This window comes from Streptomyces cyaneofuscatus, from assembly GCF_042718795.1.
In the GTDB taxonomy this organism is placed as follows: Bacteria; Actinomycetota; Actinomycetes; order Streptomycetales; family Streptomycetaceae; genus Streptomyces; species Streptomyces cyaneofuscatus_A.
Window position 1 is genome coordinate 30,931 of the sequence record NZ_JBHXOX010000023.1, and the last position, 21,092, is coordinate 52,022.

Here is a 21,092-nt window from a genome sequence, read left to right on the forward strand (position 1 = left end):
CCTCGGGTAGCATCTTGGTGCAAGAGCCCCTTGCGCTATTGCGCCAGGGGCTTCGTCTATTCCGGGGCACCCGGTTCGACGGCTCAGGCTTTGCCGTACATCGTCGTGCGGCAGGTACGACCTTTACGTACGCCCCCTGACCTTGGACATGCCCCGCCCGGAAGGGGTGTACGCCTGTGCCCGCACTTGTGCTGCTCGGTGCTCAGTGGGGTGACGAGGGCAAGGGGAAGGCCACCGATCTCCTCGGTGGATCCGTGGACTATGTCGTGCGATACCAAGGCGGTAACAACGCCGGTCACACGGTCGTCGTAGGCGACCAGAAGTACGCACTGCATCTCCTCCCCTCCGGAATCCTGTCGCCGGGCTGTACCCCGGTCATCGGGAACGGTGTCGTGGTCGACCCGGCGGTCCTGCTCTCCGAGCTGAGCGGTCTGAACGAGCGAGGCGTCGACACGTCCAAGCTTCTGATCAGCGGCAACGCTCATTTGATCACTCCGTACAACGTCACGCTCGACAAGGTGACCGAGCGCTTCCTCGGGAAGCGCAAGATCGGCACGACGGGCCGGGGCATCGGTCCGACGTACGCCGACAAGATCAACCGGGTGGGGATCCGCGTCCAGGACCTCTACGACGAGTCGATCCTGGAGCAGAAGGTGGAGGCGGCCCTGGAGCAGAAGAACCAGCTCCTGGCCAAGGTCTTCAACCGCCGCGCGATCGAGGCCGGCAAGGTCGTCGAGGACATGCTCCAGTACGCGGAGCAGCTCAAGCCGTTCGTCGCCGACACGACCCTGATCCTGAACGATGCCATCGACGAGGGCAAGGTCGTGCTCTTCGAGGGCGGCCAGGGCACGCTGCTCGACGTCGACCACGGCACGTATCCCTTCGTCACGTCGTCGAACCCGACGGCGGGCGGCGCCTGCACCGGTGCCGGTGTCGGCCCGACGAAGATCAGCCGCGTCATCGGCATTCTCAAGGCCTATACGACGCGTGTCGGCGCCGGTCCGTTCCCGACCGAGCTGCACGACGCGGACGGCGAGGCGCTGCGGCGCATCGGCGGCGAGCGCGGTGTCACCACCGGCCGTGACCGCCGCTGCGGCTGGTTCGACGCCCCGATCGCGCGGTACGCGACCCGGGTCAACGGCCTGACCGACTTCTTCCTCACCAAGCTGGACGTCCTCACCGGCTGGGAGCAGATCCCGGTCTGCGTGGCGTACGAGATCGACGGCAAGCGCGTCGAGGAACTCCCGTACAACCAGACCGACTTCCACCACGCGAAGCCGATCTACGAGAACCTGCCGGGCTGGTCCGAGGACATCACCCAGGCCCAGACCTTCGACGACCTGCCGAAGAACGCGCAGGCGTACGTGAAGGCGCTGGAGGAGATGTCGGGCGCCCCGATCTCCGCGATCGGCGTCGGCCCCGGCCGGACCGAGACGATCCAGATCAACTCGTTCCTGTAGGAGCATCTGGCTCCTGTACGAGCGCGGGGCCCCGGGTCGGTGACGATCCGGGGCCCTTCGGCGTAAGCGGGTGGCAGCCGGCCGCTCAGTCCTCGCCGCAGACCCGCAGCCCCTTCGGCGTCGCGCACGGCAGGTGGCCGTGGATGTGGATCACGTCCTGGCCGCGCCCCCGGCTCAGATAGCCGAGGAAGCTGGAGGCCAGGGAGTCGGCGGGCGGGCGGCCGTAGGTGTAGGCGTACTCGATCTCCCGGTACGGGTAGGGGCTGGTGCCGATCGTGTCGACGGACGGCTCGGCGCCGTCGATCGCGATGCGGTGCAGGCCGCGCGGCTCGCTGCCGGAGCGCAGTTCGCTGTAGCCGAGCGCGCCGTCCAGCCGGGCGACGGTGGCCAGGACCTGGTCGGTGCCGTCGAGTTCGCAGCGGGTCACCGGGGCGCGCGGGTCGTCCTTGGTGGCGCAGTCGCGGGAGGACTGGGCGGGTTCGTTACGGTCCAGGACCCGGCGCTGGAACACCTCGCGCGTACCGGAGTTGGCGTCCCGGCTGACGAGCAGGATCTCCAGGTCCGGGCCGCCGAGCTCGCGCCAGTTGCGGATCTCGCCCGCGTAGACGCGGCGGATGTCGGCGAGGGCCAGGTCGCGTACCGGCACCCGGTCGTTCACGACCAGCGAGAACAGCGAGACGGCGACGCGGGTCTCGCGCAGCTCCGGGTGGCCGGGCGGTTTCGGGCCGTCGGAGAGGGCCACCAGTCCCGGTGAGCCCGACGTCGCGGACCGCGCGCCCTGGTCCGCCAGCTCGCGGATGCCGGAGTTGCTGCCGTGCGGGTCCACCTCGATCCGGGAGCCGTCGCACTCCTTCATGTACGTCGCGGCCAGCTCCCGTACGACGGGGGCGAAGGCGGTCGATCCCGTCACCCGGAGCTCGCCGCGTGCGCAGTCCAGCGGGGGCGGGGTGTCGTCCCGGACCAGGATGATCGTGGCGAGCGCCATGACGCAGACGGTCAGCGTCACGGTGATGAGCCGGGAGGCCCGGCCGAAGAGCGGCGGTTTGTCGTCGGGGCGGGCGGCGCGGTTGACCGTCACCTCTCCGTCCCGGATGCCGCCGGTGATCCGGATCGGGGAGCCGACGTCGGCGCCGGTCAGCAGCACCAGCAGCTTGAAGTGCTCGCCCCGGTTCAGCGGGACGCGGGGCAGCCGGATGAGCGACCCGCTGTGCCGCATCCCGGCGGCCGGGGTGAAGTGCTCCATCAGGTGGGCGGCGCCGGGGGGCTGGGTGACGGCTATGCCGCGTACCGTACGTCCGGTGAACTCGGCGGTCAGGCCGTGCAGTTCGCGCCCGGTGTAGTCGCTGTCGACGATGGACTGCGAGCCGTCGTTCTCGATGCGCAGCAGGACGAGCGTGGCGTCCGACATGTCGGGGGTCTCGCTGAAGAGCCCGAGGCGTACGTTGGCCCGGCCCTGGCTCACGTCGCTGCCGATGGGCGTGTCCATCTGGACGCGGTAGCCGATGCGTTTGCGGCGGGGCACCCGGCGCTCGTACCAGAGCACCCCGACCGAGGCCAGGACGCCCAGCACGGCGGTGAGGACCGCCACGACGTTCTCGGCACTGAACCACTCCACGGCTGCCCCCCCCCGGTCCCCCGTGCTCGCGCGTCCGGTTCCCGCGCCCGTGCGTCTGGTTCCCGCGCCCGTGCAACCGGCCCTCGTGTCCGCGCAACCGGCCCTCGTGCCCGTGCGTCGGTGCGAGTCACCGTAGGCGGGGCGGGGGAGGAGCGGGAGGGGCGGGAGGAAGGCGACGTCCGTTGTTCTCCCGTTGTTCAGCCCCGGACCTCAGGTGCCGGGCCGCCCGCCCCCGACCTGTTCGCATGGTGGACACGCCCGAATCTTTACCTTCCGCTTCCGTCCTGTTCACGGCTTGATCCGGATCGACTCCTTCCGGAATCACGGCAGTTGAGGGGCCTGATGGCATCGTTGTCACGGGCGGCGGACGGCTGGTGCGCGGCGCGCGGCATCGTCACGAAAGTTGGTCTAGACCTTGACAGGTCCAGACCATCGTCGCTTGAGTATCGGCACCCCCACGGCGGCGCACGGCCGGACGCCGCGCCGCGTCTAAGGAGCGTGTTCACGTGATCAAGCGTGTCCTCAGCCTGCTGGTCGCGCTCGTCGCGGTCGTCGCGGCGTTCGTCGTCCTCCCCGCGGCCACCGCCCAGGCCGCCAACTGCTTCAGCGCCTGGAACTCCTCGTCCGTCTACACGGGCGGCCAGACCGCCTCGTACAACGGCCGCAACTACACCGCCAAGTGGTGGACCCAGAACGAGCGGCCGGGCTCCTCCGACGTCTGGGCCGACAACGGCGCCTGCGGCACCGGCGGGGGCGGCGAGCAGCCGGGTACCGGCTTCGTCGTCAGCGAGGCCCAGTTCAACCAGATGTTCCCGAACCGGAACTCCTTCTACACCTACAGCGGCCTCACCGCCGCCCTCAGCGCCTACCCCGCCTTCGCCAACACCGGTAGCACCGAAGTGAAGAAGCGCGAGGCCGCGGCCTTCCTCGCCAACGTCAGCCACGAGACCGGCGGGCTGGTGTACATCAAGGAAGTCAACGAGGCCAACTACCCGCACTACTGCGACACGACCCAGTCCTACGGCTGCCCCGCCGGCCAGGCCGCGTACTACGGCCGCGGTCCCATCCAGCTGAGCTGGAACTTCAACTACAAGGCCGCCGGTGACGCGCTGGGCATCAACCTGCTGGCCAACCCCTACCTGGTGGAGCAGAACGCCTCCGTGGCCTGGAAGACCGGCCTCTGGTACTGGAACACCCAGAACGGCCCCGGCACCATGACGCCGCACAACGCGATCGTCAACAACCGCGGGTTCGGCGAGACCATCCGCTCCATCAACGGTTCGCTGGAGTGCAACGGCGGCAACCCGGCACAGGTCCAGAGCCGCATCAACAAGTTCACGCAGTTCACCCAGATCCTCGGCACCACCACCGGCTCGAACCTGAGCTGCTGACGCCCACCCGCTGATCCCTCGCGGGTGAACCACCCCCCGTTCCGGCGTTCCGGGGCGGGGCGGCAGGATCGGGTGCGCGGGGAGCACCGCCCTGTGACGCGGGCCACGGGAACCCGGTGGCCGCCGCGGAGAGGTACGGGGCGTGGAGCACAACGAACAGCCGGCGCACCCGGCCCACCCGCCCGACGACCGCGACGACGACCGGGACGACGACCGGGACTTCGATCGCGACGACGACTCCCGCGTACGGGAACGGATCCGCGCGGGCGACCGGGAGGCCTTCGGCGTCCTCTACGACCGGTACGCGCAGTCCGTGCACAGCCACGCCTGCCGCCTCACCGGCGACCTCTCCGCCGCCGAGGACGTGATGTCGGAGACCTTCCTCGCCGCCTGGCGCACCCGCGAGCAGATCGACCCGGAGGGCGGCTCGCTGAGGCCCTGGCTGCTCGGCATCGCCACCAACAAGGCGCGCAACCACCGGCGCGGCGTCGGCCGCCGGCTCGCGTTCCTGGCCCGGCAGCCGAAGCCGAAGGAGACCGAGGACTTCGCGGAGGCCGCCGCCGAGCGGCTGGACCACCAGCGCGAACTGGCCGCCGTACGGGCGGTCCTGGACCGCCTGCGGCAGCCCGAGCGCGAGGTGCTGGCGCTCTGCGTCTGGGCCGGGCTGGACTACGCGCAGGCCGCGGCCGCGCTGGGCGTCCCGGTCGGCACCGTACGGTCACGGCTCTCCCGGGCCCGTACGCGGCTGCGCGGCCTGGCGGGCGAGCACCTGGAGCGGGAAGCGGAGGAGTCCGGACGGCCCGGGCGGTCCGGGCGGGAACCCCGCCGGGGTCGCGGAGAGGTAGGAGGCAGGGCGGCATTCGTCGCCCTGCCAGGAGAGGGGGGATCGCGATGACCGCCACCACGGGTACCGACGACGGCCGGGCAGGCCGGAGCAGCCGGGACAGCCGGGGCGGCCGGGACGACCGCGCCGAGCTGGCGCGGCTGCTGCCGCCCGCCACCGGATTCGCCCTTCCGCCGGGCCGTCACGAGCACCACAGGGAACGCCTGATGAACCAGATCGACCACGACACCGCCGCCGACACGGCCTCCGCTTCCGCCGCCTCCGCGAAGGACCGAGCCCGGGAAGGCGCTCGGGACCTCGCCCCCGCCCGCCCACGCCTCCTCCGCCCGTCCTTCCTCGCCCCGGCCACCGCGCTCGCCCTCGCCGGCGCGCTGGTGGCGGGCTACTCCGCGCAAGGTGGCGGAGACGCCCCGGAGCGGATGGAGAGCGGGGCGTCGGCCTCGGAGCGGGCCGGGGAGGCGCAGCCGGTGGCGCTCGTGCTGAACCGGATCTCGGACGCGGCGGCGAAGGGCGAGGCGGGCCCGGTCCGCGACGACCAGTTCGTCTACGTCCGCAGCCAGGTCCAGAACGGCGACCTCACCAGCGGCACGCTGGTGACGACCCCGCTGTCGGAGCGGGAGGACTGGTACGCGCAGAAGCCCGGCCCGCAGAAGAAGCTCGGCCTCAGCCGCGAGGACGGCGAGACCCTGCCCATCAACCCCCAGCTCGGTGACACCGAGGGCACGGCGCCGGGCATCGGCCGGCCCACCTACCGCTGGCTGGCGGAGCTGCCGACCGACCCCCGGAAGCTGCTCGACCACATCACCGCCCTGACCCCGAAGCCGGAGGGCCAGGAGCACGCGCAGGCCGTGTTCGACGAGATCGGCGGCCTGGTCGGCTTCACGGTGATGCCGCCGGAGACGGCCGCCGCGCTCTACAAGGCCGCGGCCCTCATCCCCGGCGTCACCGAGGCCCCGAACGCGGTGGACGCGGTCGGCCGCAAGGGCGTGGGCATCGCCCGCGTGGACGCCCACTACTCCTCACGCTCGGAGTGGGTCTTCGACCCGGAGACGCTGACCTACCTGGGCTCGCGCAGCTTCCTGACCGCCGACACCGCGTACGGCAGGAAGGGCGCGCTGCTCAGCGCCGACGCCGTGGTCAAGCGGGGCGTGGTGGACGAGGCGGGGGTGCGGCCGCAGGACTAGCAGCCAGGAGAGGCGGCGGGCGGGCGGGCCGGACACCGTACGGGGAAGTCCGGCCCGCCTCAAGCCAACTGCGGCTTCACCGACATCAGCAGATGCCGATGAGCCTCCGCCCCCGCCCCGCCCCCCGTGACCATCGCCCGCTGCCCCGCCCCCATCATCACCAACCGCAGCGACGGCTCATCGAACGAGGCCAGGGCGTCCGCCAGATACCCCGGGTTGAACGCCACGGTCATCTCCCGGGCCCCCTCCAGCGTCGCGGGGAGCCGCTGGGACGCCACGTCGTCCTCGTAACCGGCCTGGAGGTGTACGGAGTTGTCGGCGGCGGAGAAGGCCATCTGCACCGGGCTGTCCCCGTCGGCGACCACCGAGACCCGCTTGACGGCCTCCACCAGCCGCGCCCGGTCCACCACCGCCACGGCGGGGCTCTCCATGGCGAACAGCTTGTCGTGGCGCGGGAGCCGCCCCTCCAGCAGCCGTACGGTGGTCCGCATCCCCGCGTGCTCGAACCCCGCCGACCCGGCGTCCAGCGCCACACTCACCAGCCCGGACCGCCCCAGCGACCGCGCGATCTCGGTCAACCGCCGCGCGGAGACGAGCACATCCACGCTCCGGGCGTCCGCCGCAGCCGCCTTCCACGGCAGCGTCCGCACCGCGAACCGGTACCGGTCGGTGGCCGCGAGCGTCATCGTCCCGGCCTCCGCGTCGAGCCCCAGCCGGATCCCGGTGAGCGCGGGCAGGGTGTCGTCCCGCCCCGCCGCCACCGCCACATCGGCGACGGCCGCCGCGAACTCCGCCGCCTCCACCGCACCCCGCACCTGCGGGAGCGACGGCAGGGCCGGGTAGTCGGCCAACGGCAGCACGGACAGGCCGAAGCGGGCGCCGTCCCCCGACACCGTGAACCGCGAGCCCTCCACCGCGCACTCCACCGGGCCCTCCGGCAGCACCTTGCAGATGTCGAGCAGGCGCCGCCCCATGACGAGCACCTTCCCCGGGCGCAGCACCTCGGCGGCCTCCACGTCGATGCGCGCCGACGCCTCGTAGTCGAGCCCGCTGACGCGCAGCCGCCCGCCCTCGGCGTCCAGCAGGAGCCCGCCCAGTACGGGAACGGGGGAGCGGACCGGCAGGACGCGGGCGGCCCAGGACACGGCTTCGGCCAGGGCACTGCGCTCGATGCGGAACTCCACGGTGGGGCCTCTTCTCACAGGTCGTCCGGACTCGGACGACGTTAGAGGTCACCACTGACAATCGGCCGGGGCCCGAGCCGAGGACGCCCCGGCTCCGGTGACAGCGACCACCCCCGTGAGCCGCTGCCACCGGTGCCGGAACACCACGTTCGGACCATAGACCGGTGGGTAGGGGCACCGGGAGGTTCAATGCGCCCAGTGGGGCGACGGCGGGGGTATCACTCCGCACAGTGATGCACAGTCATGCGCAGTGATGCGCAGCGGTGATCGGGGGATCATGTGCGAGCACGGCAACGCGACGACGACCTGCTGAGGATGCAACGGCTGGCCCGCAACGGCGGAACGGCCGGCCTGCTGCGCTGGCTGGCGGGGCGCGCCGACGGCTGGGCCGGAATCGCCCGCTCCGACGGGACCGTGCTGAGCGTGTCAGGGGCGGCCCCGAGCGGCCCCCCGACCCCACCGGCCGACACCCCCGACGTGCTCCGGCTGGTCGCCGAGGGCGTACGGGCGCTGACCGAGCGCGGGGCCCTGGCGTACTCCCACGACACCGGCGCGCACACCGTCCTCCTCTTCCCGCTGCCCGGCCCCCACGCCCCGCACGGTGAGGACCGGGGCGCCGCCCCCCTCCTCGCCGTCGTCACGCCCCGGCCCGTGGCCGCCGGGCTCGCCACGCTCCTGGCCGACGTGCTGATGCCGCTCTCCCTGTGCCGGGAGGCCGAGGCGGTCGAGCGCAAGCGGCGCCGGGTGGACCTCGCCGAGTCGCGCGGCAGGGAGGCGGTGCTGCACCTGCTGATGACAGGCCAGCTCTCCATCGCCCAGCAGGTGGCCGGTGCGCTGCGCCCGCGCCTGCCCGACCCCGTACGGGTCTGTGTCGTGGAGTGCCCCGGGGACAGCCGGGACGAGGTGGCCCGGGTCTGCGCCGAGGCGGACGGCGGCCGGTCCTGGATCGTGCGGTGCCCGGTCTACGCCCGCCACCTCATCCTCGTGAGCCCGGACGGCGGGGCCTCCACCGACGAGGCCGTGGCCGCCCTGGTGGACCGCTGCGTGGTCGGCGTCAGCGAGCAGGTGCCGCTTGCCGACACCGCCACCGGCTACCGCCAGGCCTTCCACGCCCTGGCGGTAGCCCGTGAAGTGCCCGGCCGGCACGTCCGGTTCGGCGCCGCCCCGGAACCGGCGCTCGTCGTCGGCACCGCCGGGCGGCGCTGGGCCGAGGCCCTGCTCACCCCGCTCCTGACCCATGTGCCGCGCCGGGCCCAGGACCCGGGGAGCCAGGAGCTCGCGGCGACCGCCGCGTCCTGGCTGGCCTTCTCGTCGCACGCGACCGACCACCTCAAGGTCCACCGCAACACCCTGGCCGCCCGCCTCAAGCTCATCGGCGAGCTGCTCGGCCTCGACCTCCACCGGCTGGCCGACCAGGCGGCGCTCGACCTGGCCCTGCGCATCCGCGCCACCCCGGCCCCGGTCTGCACCCCGGAGGCCGCACAGCACGACGACGTACCGGCACCCGGACACGCGGACTTACCGGCACCCGGACACGCGAACGTACCGGCACCCGGACACGCGAACGGGGCGGCGCACGACCTCGATGAGGTCCTGCGCCGCCCCGCCGTCCAGGAGTGGGCCGCCCGCCAACTGGCCCCGGTGGCGGAGCCGGTGTCCGGGGCCGCCGAGGTGACCCTGCGCACCTGGCTGCGCTGCGAGGGCCGCCTCGGCCCGACAGCGGCCGAGCTGGGCATCTCCGTTCCCGGAGCCCGTAAGCGCCTCACCCGGCTGGAGACCGTGCTCCAGCGCTCGCTGCTGCGCCCCCCGAGCGCCCGCTACGACCTGTGGCTGGCGCTACGGGCCCGCGACACAGCGGCGGCGGTGGCTACTTCGTGAAGATGAAGTACTTCCAGGCCGAGTGCGTCGTGGAGTTGACGTTGTCGCCGGAGGAACCGTTGATGTACGAGGTCCGCACGCGCATCTTGTAGCCCGTCTCGTGCGGTCCCTCCAGCGTCACGATCGACTTGCCGCTGGTGCCGAGCCCGAAGTACTGCTGGCCCGCGTCGTACCAGGTGCCCTGGTAGTTGAACTCAAGGGTCAGCAGGTGGGCCCGGCCCTTGTGGTAGGTCATGTAGGTGGTGAAGTCGGGGTTCTTCTTCTTGCTGTAGTACGCGTAGGAGGTCTTCCCGATCTTCGCCGTCTTGTAGTGCTTCGACAGCTTCACCGAGGCGTTGACCTTGGCGTACGCGGTCGACTTCACGGTCTTCGGCGCGTACCGGGCGTCACCCGCGAACACGGCTGTGACCGTCGTGTCGCGCTTCATGTTGACGGTGACGGACAGGTTGCCCTTGGAGTTGACCTTCGCCTTCTTGACCAGCTTCTTCGGCTTGTCGGCGCCGAAGGGGTCGGCCCACAGCTCGACGACGCGGTTCTTGTACGTCTTGCCGAGGGTCGCGGTGAAGGAGACGTTCGTGTTGTACGCGTAGAGCGCCTTGTTCCGGTTCAGCTTGAGCGAGGCCGTGGACCGCGATACGGCGACAGCGGCCGAGCGGGAGGCGGCGGAGTGCGTGGCGCTGCCCGCGTAACTCACCTTGTACGTCACCTTGCCGCCGGCGTGCGGGGTGTCGGTGAAGGAGAAGGTGCCGTCCTTCTTGGGCGTCACCGAGGCCAGGGACTTGCCCTTCGGGGACTCCAGGTCGGTCCGCAGAACCGTGGCCTTGGTGCCGGTGGGGAGCGGCGTGTTGGTCGTGAGCTTGCCGGTGACGGTCAGCTTCTTGGCGCGGGTGGCCTTGGACGGGGCCTTGACCGAGACCGTGACCGCCGCCTTGGAGGCATCGGTCAGCGTGCGCAGCGCGAAGACGTCGTTGTAGACGTTGGTCGCGAGGGCGAAGACGCGGCTGCGGTCGGGCGCCCAGGCGAGCCCGGCCTCGCGCAGGTCGTAGGGGGTGGTGGTGTCGCCGGTGTAGGGCGGGAACGTGTAGGTACGGGACGCGCCCTTTCCGCCCGGCTTGTAGATGCGGACGTTCGGGGATTGTGACGCGCCGAGCGCGATCGTCCCGTCGGGCGCGACGGCCACGGCCTTGCCGCCGTTGTTCGTCGCGAGCCTGCCCGTCAGGGACAGATCGGCGGTCGAGAACGACTGGGCCGAGTAGGGCGACCCGCTGCCGCTGCCCACCAGGACGTGCTTGCCGTCGGGCGTGATGTCGAAGTCGTTCAGGTAGGACTGGTACCGGTCCTCGCCGTTCGGGCCGGTGGCGCTCGGCCCGTGCGCGACCCGCGTACGCGTGCCTTCCGATACGTCGTACACCGCCAACTCGGTGAAGCTGCTGCCTTCCTGGGCGGCGGCCAGCACGTTCGGCGCGCCGGGGTCGGCCGCGAGGCGCGGGGCCGAGTACCAGCCGTCCTCCGTGCCGCTGCCGAGCGTCACCGTCTCCTCGGGAGAGGCGATGTCGATCGAGCCGATCTGACCGCGCTGCCCCCCGGAGGAGGGGCTGTCGAAGCTGTAGTCGAAACCGAACCAGAGCCGGCCTCCGGCCACCGCCGGATACTTGGGCTGCACGCTCTTGCCGACCTGGTAGCGCTTGGTCTCGGCGAGGGTGGCCGTGTCGATGGCGGCGATGGCCCCGGCGCCCGGCAGTGCCGCGTAGACGGTCTTCGAGTCGGGCGAGACCTCCAGCCCGCTCACCCCGGGCAGCGAACCGATCTGCCGGACGACCTTGCCGTTGTAGTCCGTCGCGACGACCTTGCCGGAGCTCGGATCGCTGATGAACACCCGCTTGTGGACGCCGTCCACGACGATGTCACCGCTCGACTTGATCGGCAGCGACGCACTGGAGTCGGCGGCGGCCGAGCCCGCCGTACCGCCGACGAGCACCACGGAACTGAAGAGGACCGCGAACGCCGTCGCGGTCGAAATTCTGCGCGTGCGCACAGTTACTGATACCCCCACGGTATGAAAGGGGCCGCGCGTCACCCGAGATGAGAGAGAGAAGCGTTGGGGCGCGGCCCGGATCGCAGAATAAGGCACGCCACCGACAACGGAGCACATTTTTCGTGCCCCCGGCCATCCCCACGCCCCCTTGAGGACCGGCGACTTGCCCTGGTACTGACACGTCATCTCATGTGGGGAGGCTGCGGTGGCAGATGAGAGTGCGGGTGAGTCGGTGGGTGGTGCCGCCTACGCGTATCCATCCCAGATCTACGGAACCACCGGCGCCTGGGAACTGTTCGCGATCAGACGGCCAGCCGGGCGACGGTGGTGATGACCTTTCGGTTCATGATCCGCCCAACCGGTCCAGCGGTTGGCGATCCCCGCCGTCCCGGGCGCGAGGGCCGTTCACCAGTCAAGATCTACCCGTACTGCGGCCCCGTCGATGCTGAGCCGCTCAGCATCGACAGGACCCGACGACGATCAGGGGCAGCCCTCCTTTACGTGGACCGCGCTTCCGTAGGTGTGCGCGTCCGCCCTCTCCACGTGGAACCCGGCTGAAGCGAGGATCTGCAGAACTGCGTCCCGCATGCACGTCTGCACGGTTTCGTAGTGGCGAATCGCCTGTGGCAGGTTCGTGGGATCAACCCCGTTCTCCAGAATATCTACGGCTGCGGTCGTGAGACTTTCCTGAGTGCTCCATTCCACGAGAACACCGCCGTCGGTCAGGGATTCCACGTGAATGTGCGCACCGGGCACATCTTGCGAGGCGTCCAGGAAAGCGGGAAGACCTGCCTGCATCAAGGCAGCACAGGCTTTCTCGGCTAGTTCCTCACGACGGTCCATGACCTCACGCGTGGCTTTCGGTGGTAGATCGAATCCGTGCTGGCTCATGTGTCTCCGTCTCCTGCTGCCGCAAGTCTGCCGACGACCGCGCCACGCGACCGCCACCAGCCTGCGCGACGTACTTCGCCAGAAGTTGCTTGGCCGCACTTTCGATGCCATCGAAATACGGAACCGACCATGTGACGGGTGTGCCTGCCTTGAGGGCCCCGGACAACTCGGAAGCACAGGACGCGCACGGCTGCCGCTCCGTATACAGACTGGTGATCCTACTGGGGTCGACCTTCTTCGCCTTCAGCATGTTCAAGATCGTCGTCTCCGAGTGCCCGGAGAAGCCGCTGCTCGCCACCACGAGGTCTCCGGTTTTCGGGTCGTTCCAGCCCGGCACTCGGGCCACAGCGACATTATGATCTGCTCCGAAGAATCCGGATTCGACCCTGTACTGGTAAGCCATTCGGCTGAGGTCATCGCTGTTGTAGCGGATCAGACCGCCACACCCATCGGCGGCGGTTGCCGCCAGGGCAGCGAAGCGCTTGCTTTTGCGTGTGCAGGCCTCGACGAACTCATCCATCACCCGGTATCCGAGGCGGGCGACGACATCATCAGCCAGCGGCAGGGCTCGGAGCGCCTTGAGTGCGTCGACGAAGCCGATCCCGGTCCTGGCTGCGGCGTCCGCCGCTCTGAAAGCGTCCGCGATCGGACGGAGGACCTTACCGGCGAACATGGCTGCCACGTCGACGACCGCCCAGGCGCAGCCGCCCCAGCTTCCGTTCTCGCCGCCGGGGGTGAGTTTCTGTGCGCACCGGATCCAGCTGCCGAAGAGGATGTCTACGGGGTCGACGCCCCGCTGGTACTCCGCGATCGTGATGGTGTGGGTGACCTCGGTGCTCAGGACGTCGGTTTCGGTCTCGCCCAGGAACATCGTGTCCGTAGAGGAGCAGGTGTTCTCCCAGACCTCGGTGCTGCACAGAAACAGGTCGAGGTCAGCCTTGTAGCTGATCTTCTGGGTCATCGTGCAGTCGCCGTCGTAGAAGAGCTGGTCCCACCAGCCGTCGCAGCCCTCGGTCTTCTTGACGACCTGCGGCTCTCCGACCTTCTCGATCTCGTTGACGACGTAGAAGACGCCTCCGACGGGCCCGCCGGCCGCGTCCGGAACGGTGCCGGTCTCGATCTGCCCGGTGTTGCCGGCGTTCTCGGCCTGTTCGGCGGCTTCCTGGGCTGATTCGGCGAACTTCTGGGCGTCCTTGGCGGCTTCCTCGGCGGCCGTCGCGGCTGCGTCGGCGCGTTCGGCGGCTGCTCGGGCGTCCCGGGCGGAGTCCTCGGCACGGGTGGCTGCGGCCCGGGCCGCAGCCGCGTCGAGGGCGGCCTCGTCCGCGGAGGTCCGGGCTTCCTTCGCGTGCCCTTCGGCGCGGCCCGCCGCGCTGTCCGCGGCTGCGGCGTCGGTCGCGGCCTGCGCCGCGTACCCGATGCTGCGGGCCAGGGACTGCTGGGCCTTGGCGGCGGCTGTTGCCGCTGCGGCGGCGTAGCTGAGGGCCTCCTTCGAGTAGCCGCGGGCTTCGGCCGCGTACTTGGCGGCGTTGGCCGCGTGCTGGTAGGCGGCTTTCGCGTCGCCCTGTGCCAGGTCAGCGATGAGCTGGGCGGCCTGTGCCTCCTCCGCCGCGTTGGCGGCGTGCGCGTCGGCGACGGCCTTCTGCTGCTCGGCGATCGTCTTGGCGGCCTGGCCGGAGAGCACGACCAGCGAGGCGGCCGAGTCCTTGGTGACGTAGGGCGAGCCGAGCTGGATGGCGTCGTTGGCGGGTTTCGCGACCTGGGCGGCCGAGTTCCCAGCGTCCGTGGCCGCCTGCGCGGTGACGTAGGCGAAACCGGCGGCCTTCGCCGACGCGGCAGTGGCCTTGTCGGCCTCTGCCTGCGCGAGGTTCGCCTGCGTCCTGGCCTCCTTGGCCTTGGCCTCGGCATCGTTGGCAGCCTTGACGGACAAGCCGGCCGATGCTGCTGCGCGCTCGGAGGCATCGATGGCGTCGGCGGCGGCGCTGGTGGCGGTGCGTACGGCGGCGTCGGCCTTCAGCTTCTCGGCCTGGGCGTCGTCCGCCGCTGCCCGGGAGCGTTTGGCCGCTGCCTCCGCCTTGGTGGCTGCGGCGTCGGCGTCGGCCGCGGCCTGCGTCGCGGCGTTCGCGGCGGTGCGCGATCGTCCGGCCGCCGCCTCCGCGTCGTCCGCGTGCCGGTCGGCCTTGTCGGCCGCTGCCCTTGCGTCGTCAGCGGCCTGGCCCGCGTCGAGGGACGCCGCGTAGGCGGCCTTCGCGTCGGCCTTCGCCCGGGAGGCGTTCGCCTTCTGCTCGGCGTCCCAGGCGTCGTCGCGCAGTTCACGAGCCCGGTCGCGGGCGGACTCCGCGTCCTGCTTCCGGGCCACGGCCGTCCTCTCGGCCGTCTCGGCGCTCGTCTTCGCCTGCTCGGCCTTCACGGCCTCGGCCTCGGCGGTCTGCCGGTGCCGGGCCGCTTCGGCCTTCTTGGCGTCGGCGGTCGCCTTCTCCTTCTTCGCCGTGGCCTCTTCGGCCTCCGCCTCCAGCCGCTTGGCGTGTGCTGCCGCTGCGGCGGCCTTCGCCTTGGACTCCTCCGTCAGGGCGACGGCGAGCTTGGCCTCGGCGGTCTCCTTGTCCTTGCGCGCGTTGTCCCGGTGCAGCTTGGCCGCGTCCATGGCGCTCTTGGCCTGAAGTTCCGCCGTTTCCGCGGCCTTCTTGCGGAACTCCGCCTTGGACTGCGCGGCTTGGGCCAGCGCCCGCTGTGCGATCGTCGCACTGTCCGCGGCTGAGGCGCGCGTGGCCGCCTCCGCGGTCTCACCTGCCTTCACCAGTGCGGCGAGCGCGGCGGCCGCGCCTTGCGTGACCTGGACCTTCTGCTGCCCCATCAGCAGCCCACGGCCCCGAGGCGCACCCGCCTCGTCAGCGATCGCGTACGCGCGGTTCTGGTTTCCCGTGATGAAGACCGTGTCGAGCCTCGCGAACTCGGCCACTTCCTTGAGCTTTTCGAGTTCGGCCTTGGCCCCGTTGCGTGCGGCGGTCAGTCGCTGCGACGCCTTCGTGAACTGGGCTGCGGGCGGCACGCTTCCGTTGTGCTCGGATACCTTGAACAGCACCTTCTGGGTGGCCGCTGTCGAGCAGGCAGCCGCCTGGGCGTCCTGCCCCGCCGTGTAGGCCGGGAAGTTCAGGCATTTTTTCCCGCTCGTGTTCTCGAGCGTGGTGTTGGCGCGGACACCGAACTTCCACACCTGCTTCGGGGTGCCGTCGCACGACCAGATCTGAATTTTCGTCTGGTTCGACGCGACATCCAGGCATTTGTTCGAGTTGATGTTCTGCAGGCTGTAGCCGTTTCCGTACCCGCCGTTGAACCGCCACTGCTGGGCGGCCGTCGTAGAGCAGGTGACGACCTCGACCGCCGTGCCGTTGGCGGTGCCGGAGCCCTGGACCCCCAGGCACTTTCCTGACGCACCCGGGATCTGGATCGTCATCGGCGATGTCCCGATCCAGCCGATGCCACCCGAGGACCAGTAGTCCTGCCAACGGGTGATGTGGTCCGCGACCCAGGAGTGCCCGAGGAGCTGGCCCATCGCCTCGGATCCAGCGGCGAGCGAGCTGGTGGTGGAGGCGCTTATGGAGAGGATCGCGTTGCGGGGACCGGCCTGCGAGGTGATCTCCTGCTGCCACTCGGCGGCGGCGGTGGCGCTGACCTCCCCGAGAACCTTCGCGGGGTCGATCGGGTCGCGCCACGCGCAGGCCGCATACCGCGACTTCAGATCCTCCACAGCGATGCGGTGCTCTGCTGTGCCCGGCACCGGCGCCTTGTCGGGAAAGCCGCCCGAGGCGAGGAAGATGCGGGCGTCATCCGCACCTGTCGGCTCAAGACTCCAGTTCGTCAGGTGATCGTATGCGGACTCGTAAGCCAGTTGCAGGTCCCAATCAGGCTTCGTACGGTCCGGGGCACCGCCGTACAGCGGCTGCCCCAATGCCTTGACCTTGGCGACGGTCTGGTCGTCCGCCTCCGGTGTGGCGTCCTCGTAGAAGTCGCTCTCGGTCTTCCAGAACCGGTCGGCGATCCACGAGAGGAGCCCGGTCTGGGAGTGGAAGTCGTCCCTGTCATCGCCGGGGCCCCCTGGGGGCCACTCGAAGTCCGCGACGGACTTGAAGCCGCCGGGGGTTTCGAGACCGGTGATGTTCCAGTTGTCGCGAAGCGCGTGGAGTCGGCTCAGCTCAACATTGGCGACGTCCTTGTCCTTCTGGTACGCGGCACCGAGGGGCGTGCCTCTCCAGTAGTTCCGGTCCGCCAGCTCACGCAGTCGCTCGGGCGTCTGGTTGAGCCCGTCCTTCGCGGTCGCGGCCATGGACGGCCCGCCCAACCGCCCTACGTCGCTCATCAGGCACTGGTCCTGCCGCAACAACTCGGCGGCGGTCTCCTCGTACCAGTCGTAGGAGGCCGCCGGTACGGTCGGCGGAGCCGAGTAGCCGTCACCCGCGCCGGCGACAGCCAGCAGGGCGAGAGCGAGCACAGGAGGAAGCAGGCGTCCCGTCAGACGGGATGCCCAGCCTGGGTGACGTGAAGTTCCGGGTGGTCTGGAACGCATGATGATGCATCCGTTTCACTAATGGCGCGAAGGGCCGTGGGAGCGAAATCAGGCAGAGCGGAGTCGGCGCGCCTGCGCACGCTGTACCGACGAAGAGGTCGTGCATGAGTGACGCGCGTCGATGAAGTGACGTGCGTTGTACGCCTGCGACGGCGTATCGACGAAGCGCCGCCCCCCAGCGGCAGGTCCCGTTCCCCAGGGGCCTTCGGCCGCCCACGATGACGTGCTTCAACGACCAAATCCCCTGGTCAGAAGCGCAGTCATAGTAACCGCGGTCGCCCCGCCGGGAATAGAGGTAATTCCGCTGTCGCACGCGCTCGGAGGCCATCTCCTGTGGATGGCTCGGTGGCCTGGCTCGCCGCCCAGGAGATGACCCCTTAACCGATTGCCGCCGCCGGGCCCCGTCGGATAGGAAGCTCGCATGCTCACAGGCGGAAAGATCGGGCTCCGGGCCCGGCACGAGGACGACATACCGGTCCTGCGGACCGAGCTCTACAACGACGTGGTCAACGCCGCCCGGGCCTCGGGCGTGCCCTGGCGGCCGCTGTCACCAGACGCGAAGGACTCGCCCCTGGCGGTGGACGCCGAGGAGAAGGAGGACCGCATCGCCTTCTCGGTGGTGGAGCTGGAGGGCAACACGATCATCGGCATCGCGTCGGTGTGGGGCATCGACACCCACAACCGGTCGGCCCACCTCGGCCTCGCGCTGCTGCCCGCCGCCCGGGGCAAGGGGTACGGAACGGACGTCGTCGCGACCCTGTGCCACTACGCGTTCGTCGTACGCAGCCTGCACCGGCTCCAGATCGAGACGCTCGCGGACAACACGGCGATGCAGCGCTCCGCCGAACGCAACGGCTTCGTCCGCGAAGGGGTCCTGCGCTCCTCGGCCTGGGTGCTGGGTGAGTTCCTGGACGAGGTGCTGCTCGGCCTCCTCGTGGAGGACTGGAAGCAGAGCCCCTCCTAGGGCGATCCGGTCCGGAGCTTCCAGGCGATGGCGTCGATCACCGCCCGGTGATCCGGCTGCCTTCCTCCTCGACGAGGTGACCGTACGGTGACACCGGCGGTATCCACGCCCCTCGCGCGTCGGCCGGCGGCACGTTCGAGTCGACGACCGCACGGCGCGCCGGGACGGAACGGGCTCAGAGACCGAGGGCGGTGGTGAGGTCGGGGTGGACGGTGAACAGGGCGGTGGTGCCGGTGGTTTCGAGGCGGCGCTGGAAGCCGGGAGTGACCGGGCCGACGAGAGCGAACTCCGTGGCTCGCTGGGCGTTGATCAGGTGACCGAGGAGTTCCTCGTCGCCGGAGCTGAGTTCCGACAGATCCACGATCAGCGGGAGACCCCCGACCATGGCGTGGATGAACGCGTCCTCCAGCTCCGAATCGCAGGCGATGTCGGTGGCGCCGCGCAGGACCAGCACGTACGCCCCGCGTACCCGATGGTGCGCGATCTCCAGTCGGCCGACCACGCTGCTGACGAAGTCCCTCATCCACGACAGGATGCCAGGACCGGCAGCCCGGCACAGGGCCGACGGATCGCGGTGGAGCCGTGCGGTGGTCGGCGCCTTGGGGGTTCCTCTGCTGCCCCCTACGTGGGATTCACGGCACCTCGGGCATGGTGAGGAGGCGGATCTGCTCGTGTGAACGGTTCAGGTGCAGGCCGATCCGGCGTAGCGGCCATCCCTCGGTGCGGGCATCGACGGCGGCTTCCCGGACCGCTTGGATCACTACGGTCTGCACCGCGTGTTCGAGGTGGGCCAGCGCGGTCAGCCGTTCCTCGGTCGGGAGGGCGGCCAGTTCGGCGCAGAGCGTCTGAATCTGTTGATGGATGGCGTGGGTACGCGGGTGCCACCGGGGGGTGGCGGGGGAGGTCACGGGGGACCTTTCGTCGGCGTGTGCCACCATCACGGTCCACGATCCCGTGATCACGGGGAGGGCCTGAGCCAGGAGCGGCTGAATCCCGCCGCGGCGACGAGAGCCCTCACCCTACGCTCCCACGAGGGGCGGGATCGCCGGCCGCGTGCAGGGCGGGCGGGACCGCCACCCGTGCGCGGAAGGAGCGCCCGAGAGCCTACGGCCCGGGGAGGACACGGGAGTGCGGGATGCGGAGCGCGAGCAGCGCGATGTCGTCTCCCGAGCCGTCCCCGGCGACCCGGTCGGCGATCGTCTCCAGCACCTCGGACAGCGGCTGTCCGAGGTGGTCGGCGAGGCACCGGCCGGCCAGGTCCATGGCCTCGTCCATGCTCGTCCCGGTGCGTTGCACCAGACCGTCGGTGTAGAACAGCACCACGCTGCCCGGCGGCAGCAGGTGCCGGTACTCCTCCCGCGCGAAGGCGGCCAGCCCGGGGAAGAAGAGCATCCCGTGCTCATCCAGTTGGCGGACCGGGACACCGGGGGAGATGACCAGCGGGGGAGGATGGCCGGCGTTGGTCCAGCGCAGTTCCCAGCTCGCGTCATCCGGTGCCGAGCAGGGGCGGAGGTGGGCGTGGACGAGGGTGCCGCTGGCGCCGATGCCCAGGCGGGTGTTGGCGTGTTCGACGGCGGTGACCGCGCGGGCGGGTCCGCCTCCGGGGTGGTCGAGGTCGGCCTGGCGGAGCATGCTGCGCACCTGCCCCATCAGCGTGGCGGCGTGCATGTCGTGGCCGGTGATGTCCCCGATGGACACCGCCAGCTCGTCCGCTTCGCGGGAGTCCTCCCCGCCCTGGGAGGCGGTGGGCAGCCGGTAGGCGTCGTACCAGTCTCCGCCGACCAGGTTGGTCGAGGCGGCGGCCCGGTACAGGGCACCCAGTTCGATGCCCGGGACCACGGGCAGCTCGGTGAGCATCGCCTCCTGCATCTGTCGTGCCACGGTGACCCGGCTGTCCACGAACAGCGCGCGCTCGACCGCGCGGGCGGTGTATCCGGCCAGCGCCGCCAGGAGTGCCTGCTCCACGATGTCGATCTCGTGCGCGTCGTCCCAGCCCAGCACCAGCGTGCCCAGCGGGATCACCGTGCCCGGCAGCGGGATGCAGACCGCGCTGTGCAGTCCCAGGCTGTTGAACGCGGCCACCGCTTCGGGAGAGTAGTCCCGGACCAGCTCCGCCTCACTGCCCACGGTGATCGTGCGGTTCTCCCGTGCCGCCCTGGCGGTCGGCCAACCGGAATCCAGACCGTACCTCTCGTACTCGCGCTCCATCGGCGCGCTGCCCTTGGCGTCGACCAGCCGGCGCAGACGGTTCTGGCGCACGCCCTCGACCAGCACCAGACCCACGTAGACGGGCTTCAGATCGCCGGTCACCAGGTGCCGCACGGTCTCGCTGACCTCGGCCAGGCCGGTGGTGTCGGCCAGGGCGTCGGCAGCGCGCAGCAGCAGTTGCGAGCGCTCCAGCGCCGTCCGGTACCTGCGGGCGCTCGTCGCGGCCTCCCCCCGCGCGGCCTCGCGCTGGCGGGAGACGATCCGCAGCCGCAGCTCCGCACTGCACGCCGCCGCCAGGTCCTCCAGCAGCCCCAGCTCTGAGCCGGTCCACTCCCGAGGCCGGGTGTCGATCGCGCACAGGGACCCCAGTACGTGGCCGTCGGTGTCGGTCAGCGGCATGCCCGCGTAGCCGACCACGCCCAGGTCGGGGATGGCCAGGCTGTCGCACGTCCGGGCATCCTCGCGGGCGTCGGTCAGCACGAGGGGGCGGCCCTCGGCCACGACGTGCTGACACAGGGAGTGCGTCAGCGGGGTCTCGCGCTTGCCCGCCCACGGCTCCGCGAGCCCCAGCATCCCGGGAAACACCTGCCGCGAGGGCTCCACCAGCGACACCAAGGCCACCGGAACACCCACCACAGCACCGACGAGACGGGCGAACCGCTCCATCCCCGCGTCCGGCGCCGCCGTCAGTCCCGTATCCCGCAGCGCATCGAGCCGACCCACGTCACTCAGCGGTGCGGAGTCCGGGCCCTGGTGTCCAGCAGAGCCCTGTTGTCCAGCAGACGCCGGCCTGCCGTTGCCAGACCCCGTCACCGGCGTTCTCCCGCACCACTCAAGAGCGTCAAGACATTTGACGCGAGGCAACACTAGCTCACCC

14 protein-coding genes are annotated in these 21,092 nt (G+C 70.6%); 6 read left to right on the forward strand and 8 right to left on the reverse strand.

The features are described 5' to 3' along the window. The first annotated feature begins 176 nt into the window (after nt 1-176). Nucleotides 177-1,460: an adenylosuccinate synthase gene (locus tag ACFWRT_RS25205; RefSeq protein ID WP_380949772.1), complete on the forward strand. Its 1,284-nt coding sequence runs from the start codon at nt 177-179 to the stop codon at nt 1,458-1,460. A gap of 85 nt (nt 1,461-1,545) precedes the next feature. Here the strand turns inward: ACFWRT_RS25205 and ACFWRT_RS25210 are convergent, their stop codons facing one another. Continuing rightward, a complete protein-coding gene (locus tag ACFWRT_RS25210; RefSeq protein WP_380949773.1) occupies nt 1,546-3,075 on the reverse strand; it encodes a substrate-binding domain-containing protein in 1,530 nt (509 codons plus the stop codon). Between the two features lie 506 nt (nt 3,076-3,581). Between ACFWRT_RS25210 and ACFWRT_RS25215 the strand changes: the two genes are divergently transcribed. The 3 genes from ACFWRT_RS25215 to ACFWRT_RS25225 all read left to right on the forward strand — a co-directional run bounded on the left by ACFWRT_RS25215 (nt 3,582) and on the right by ACFWRT_RS25225 (nt 6,494). Continuing rightward, nucleotides 3,582-4,466, forward strand: coding sequence for a glycoside hydrolase family 19 protein (locus ACFWRT_RS25215; protein WP_380949774.1), 885 nt, complete (start codon nt 3,582-3,584; stop codon nt 4,464-4,466). Nucleotides 4,467-4,722: 256 nt separating this feature from the next. Then, complete coding sequence (locus ACFWRT_RS25220; protein WP_380951299.1) at nt 4,723-5,361, forward strand: RNA polymerase sigma factor; 639 nt, start codon at nt 4,723-4,725, stop codon at nt 5,359-5,361. Further along, nucleotides 5,358-6,494 carry a CU044_5270 family protein gene (locus tag ACFWRT_RS25225; protein ID WP_380951281.1) on the forward strand — a complete coding sequence of 379 codons (1,137 nt, stop codon included), beginning with the start codon at nt 5,358-5,360 and terminating at the stop codon, nt 6,492-6,494. Before ACFWRT_RS25220 ends, ACFWRT_RS25225 begins: the two co-directional genes overlap by 4 nt. A 59-nt stretch (nt 6,495-6,553) precedes the next feature. Here ACFWRT_RS25225 and dnaN read toward each other — a convergent pair whose 3' ends face one another. Then, complete coding sequence (dnaN, locus tag ACFWRT_RS25230) at nt 6,554-7,678, reverse strand: DNA polymerase III subunit beta (protein WP_381121353.1); 1,125 nt, start codon at nt 7,676-7,678, stop codon at nt 6,554-6,556. 315 nt (nt 7,679-7,993) lie between these two features. On the opposite strand from dnaN, the gene ACFWRT_RS25235 reads away from it, so the two are divergent. After that, nucleotides 7,994-9,556, forward strand: a complete 1,563-nt coding sequence (locus ACFWRT_RS25235; protein ID WP_380952123.1) for a helix-turn-helix domain-containing protein — start codon at nt 7,994-7,996, stop codon at nt 9,554-9,556. On the opposite strand, the gene ACFWRT_RS25240 is transcribed toward ACFWRT_RS25235, so the two are convergent. The 3 genes from ACFWRT_RS25240 to ACFWRT_RS25250 all read right to left on the reverse strand — a co-directional run bounded on the left by ACFWRT_RS25240 (nt 9,546) and on the right by ACFWRT_RS25250 (nt 17,043). After that, nucleotides 9,546-11,591, reverse strand: a complete 2,046-nt coding sequence (locus tag ACFWRT_RS25240; protein ID WP_380952019.1) for an Ig-like domain repeat protein — start codon at nt 11,589-11,591, stop codon at nt 9,546-9,548. The two genes, ACFWRT_RS25235 and ACFWRT_RS25240, sit on opposite strands and share 11 nt — an antisense overlap. A 480-nt stretch (nt 11,592-12,071) precedes the next feature. Continuing rightward, nucleotides 12,072-12,482, reverse strand: coding sequence for a hypothetical protein (locus tag ACFWRT_RS25245; protein ID WP_380952020.1), 411 nt, complete (start codon nt 12,480-12,482; stop codon nt 12,072-12,074). Beyond that, nucleotides 12,439-17,043 (reverse strand): nucleic acid/nucleotide deaminase domain-containing protein, encoded by a 4,605-nt coding sequence (locus ACFWRT_RS25250; RefSeq protein WP_380952021.1) that lies wholly within the window; start codon nt 17,041-17,043, stop codon nt 12,439-12,441. The genes ACFWRT_RS25245 and ACFWRT_RS25250 overlap by 44 nt, the downstream gene beginning before the upstream one ends. Before the next feature lie 421 nt (nt 17,044-17,464). Here ACFWRT_RS25250 and ACFWRT_RS25255 point away from each other — a divergent pair, with 421 nt between their 5' ends. Next, nucleotides 17,465-18,007, forward strand: a complete 543-nt coding sequence (locus ACFWRT_RS25255) for a GNAT family N-acetyltransferase (protein ID WP_380952022.1) — start codon at nt 17,465-17,467, stop codon at nt 18,005-18,007. Between the two features lie 175 nt (nt 18,008-18,182). Here ACFWRT_RS25255 and ACFWRT_RS25260 read toward each other — a convergent pair whose 3' ends face one another. The 3 genes from ACFWRT_RS25260 to ACFWRT_RS25270 all read right to left on the reverse strand — a co-directional run bounded on the left by ACFWRT_RS25260 (nt 18,183) and on the right by ACFWRT_RS25270 (nt 20,938). Next, complete coding sequence (locus ACFWRT_RS25260) at nt 18,183-18,530, reverse strand: STAS domain-containing protein (RefSeq protein WP_380952023.1); 348 nt, start codon at nt 18,528-18,530, stop codon at nt 18,183-18,185. 109 nt (nt 18,531-18,639) lie between these two features. Then, nucleotides 18,640-18,915, reverse strand: a complete 276-nt coding sequence (locus ACFWRT_RS25265) for a hypothetical protein (RefSeq protein ID WP_380952024.1) — start codon at nt 18,913-18,915, stop codon at nt 18,640-18,642. A 196-nt stretch (nt 18,916-19,111) separates the two neighbouring features. Further along, complete coding sequence (locus tag ACFWRT_RS25270; RefSeq protein ID WP_380952025.1) at nt 19,112-20,938, reverse strand: GAF domain-containing SpoIIE family protein phosphatase; 1,827 nt, start codon at nt 20,936-20,938, stop codon at nt 19,112-19,114. Nucleotides 20,939-21,092 lie beyond the last annotated feature (154 nt).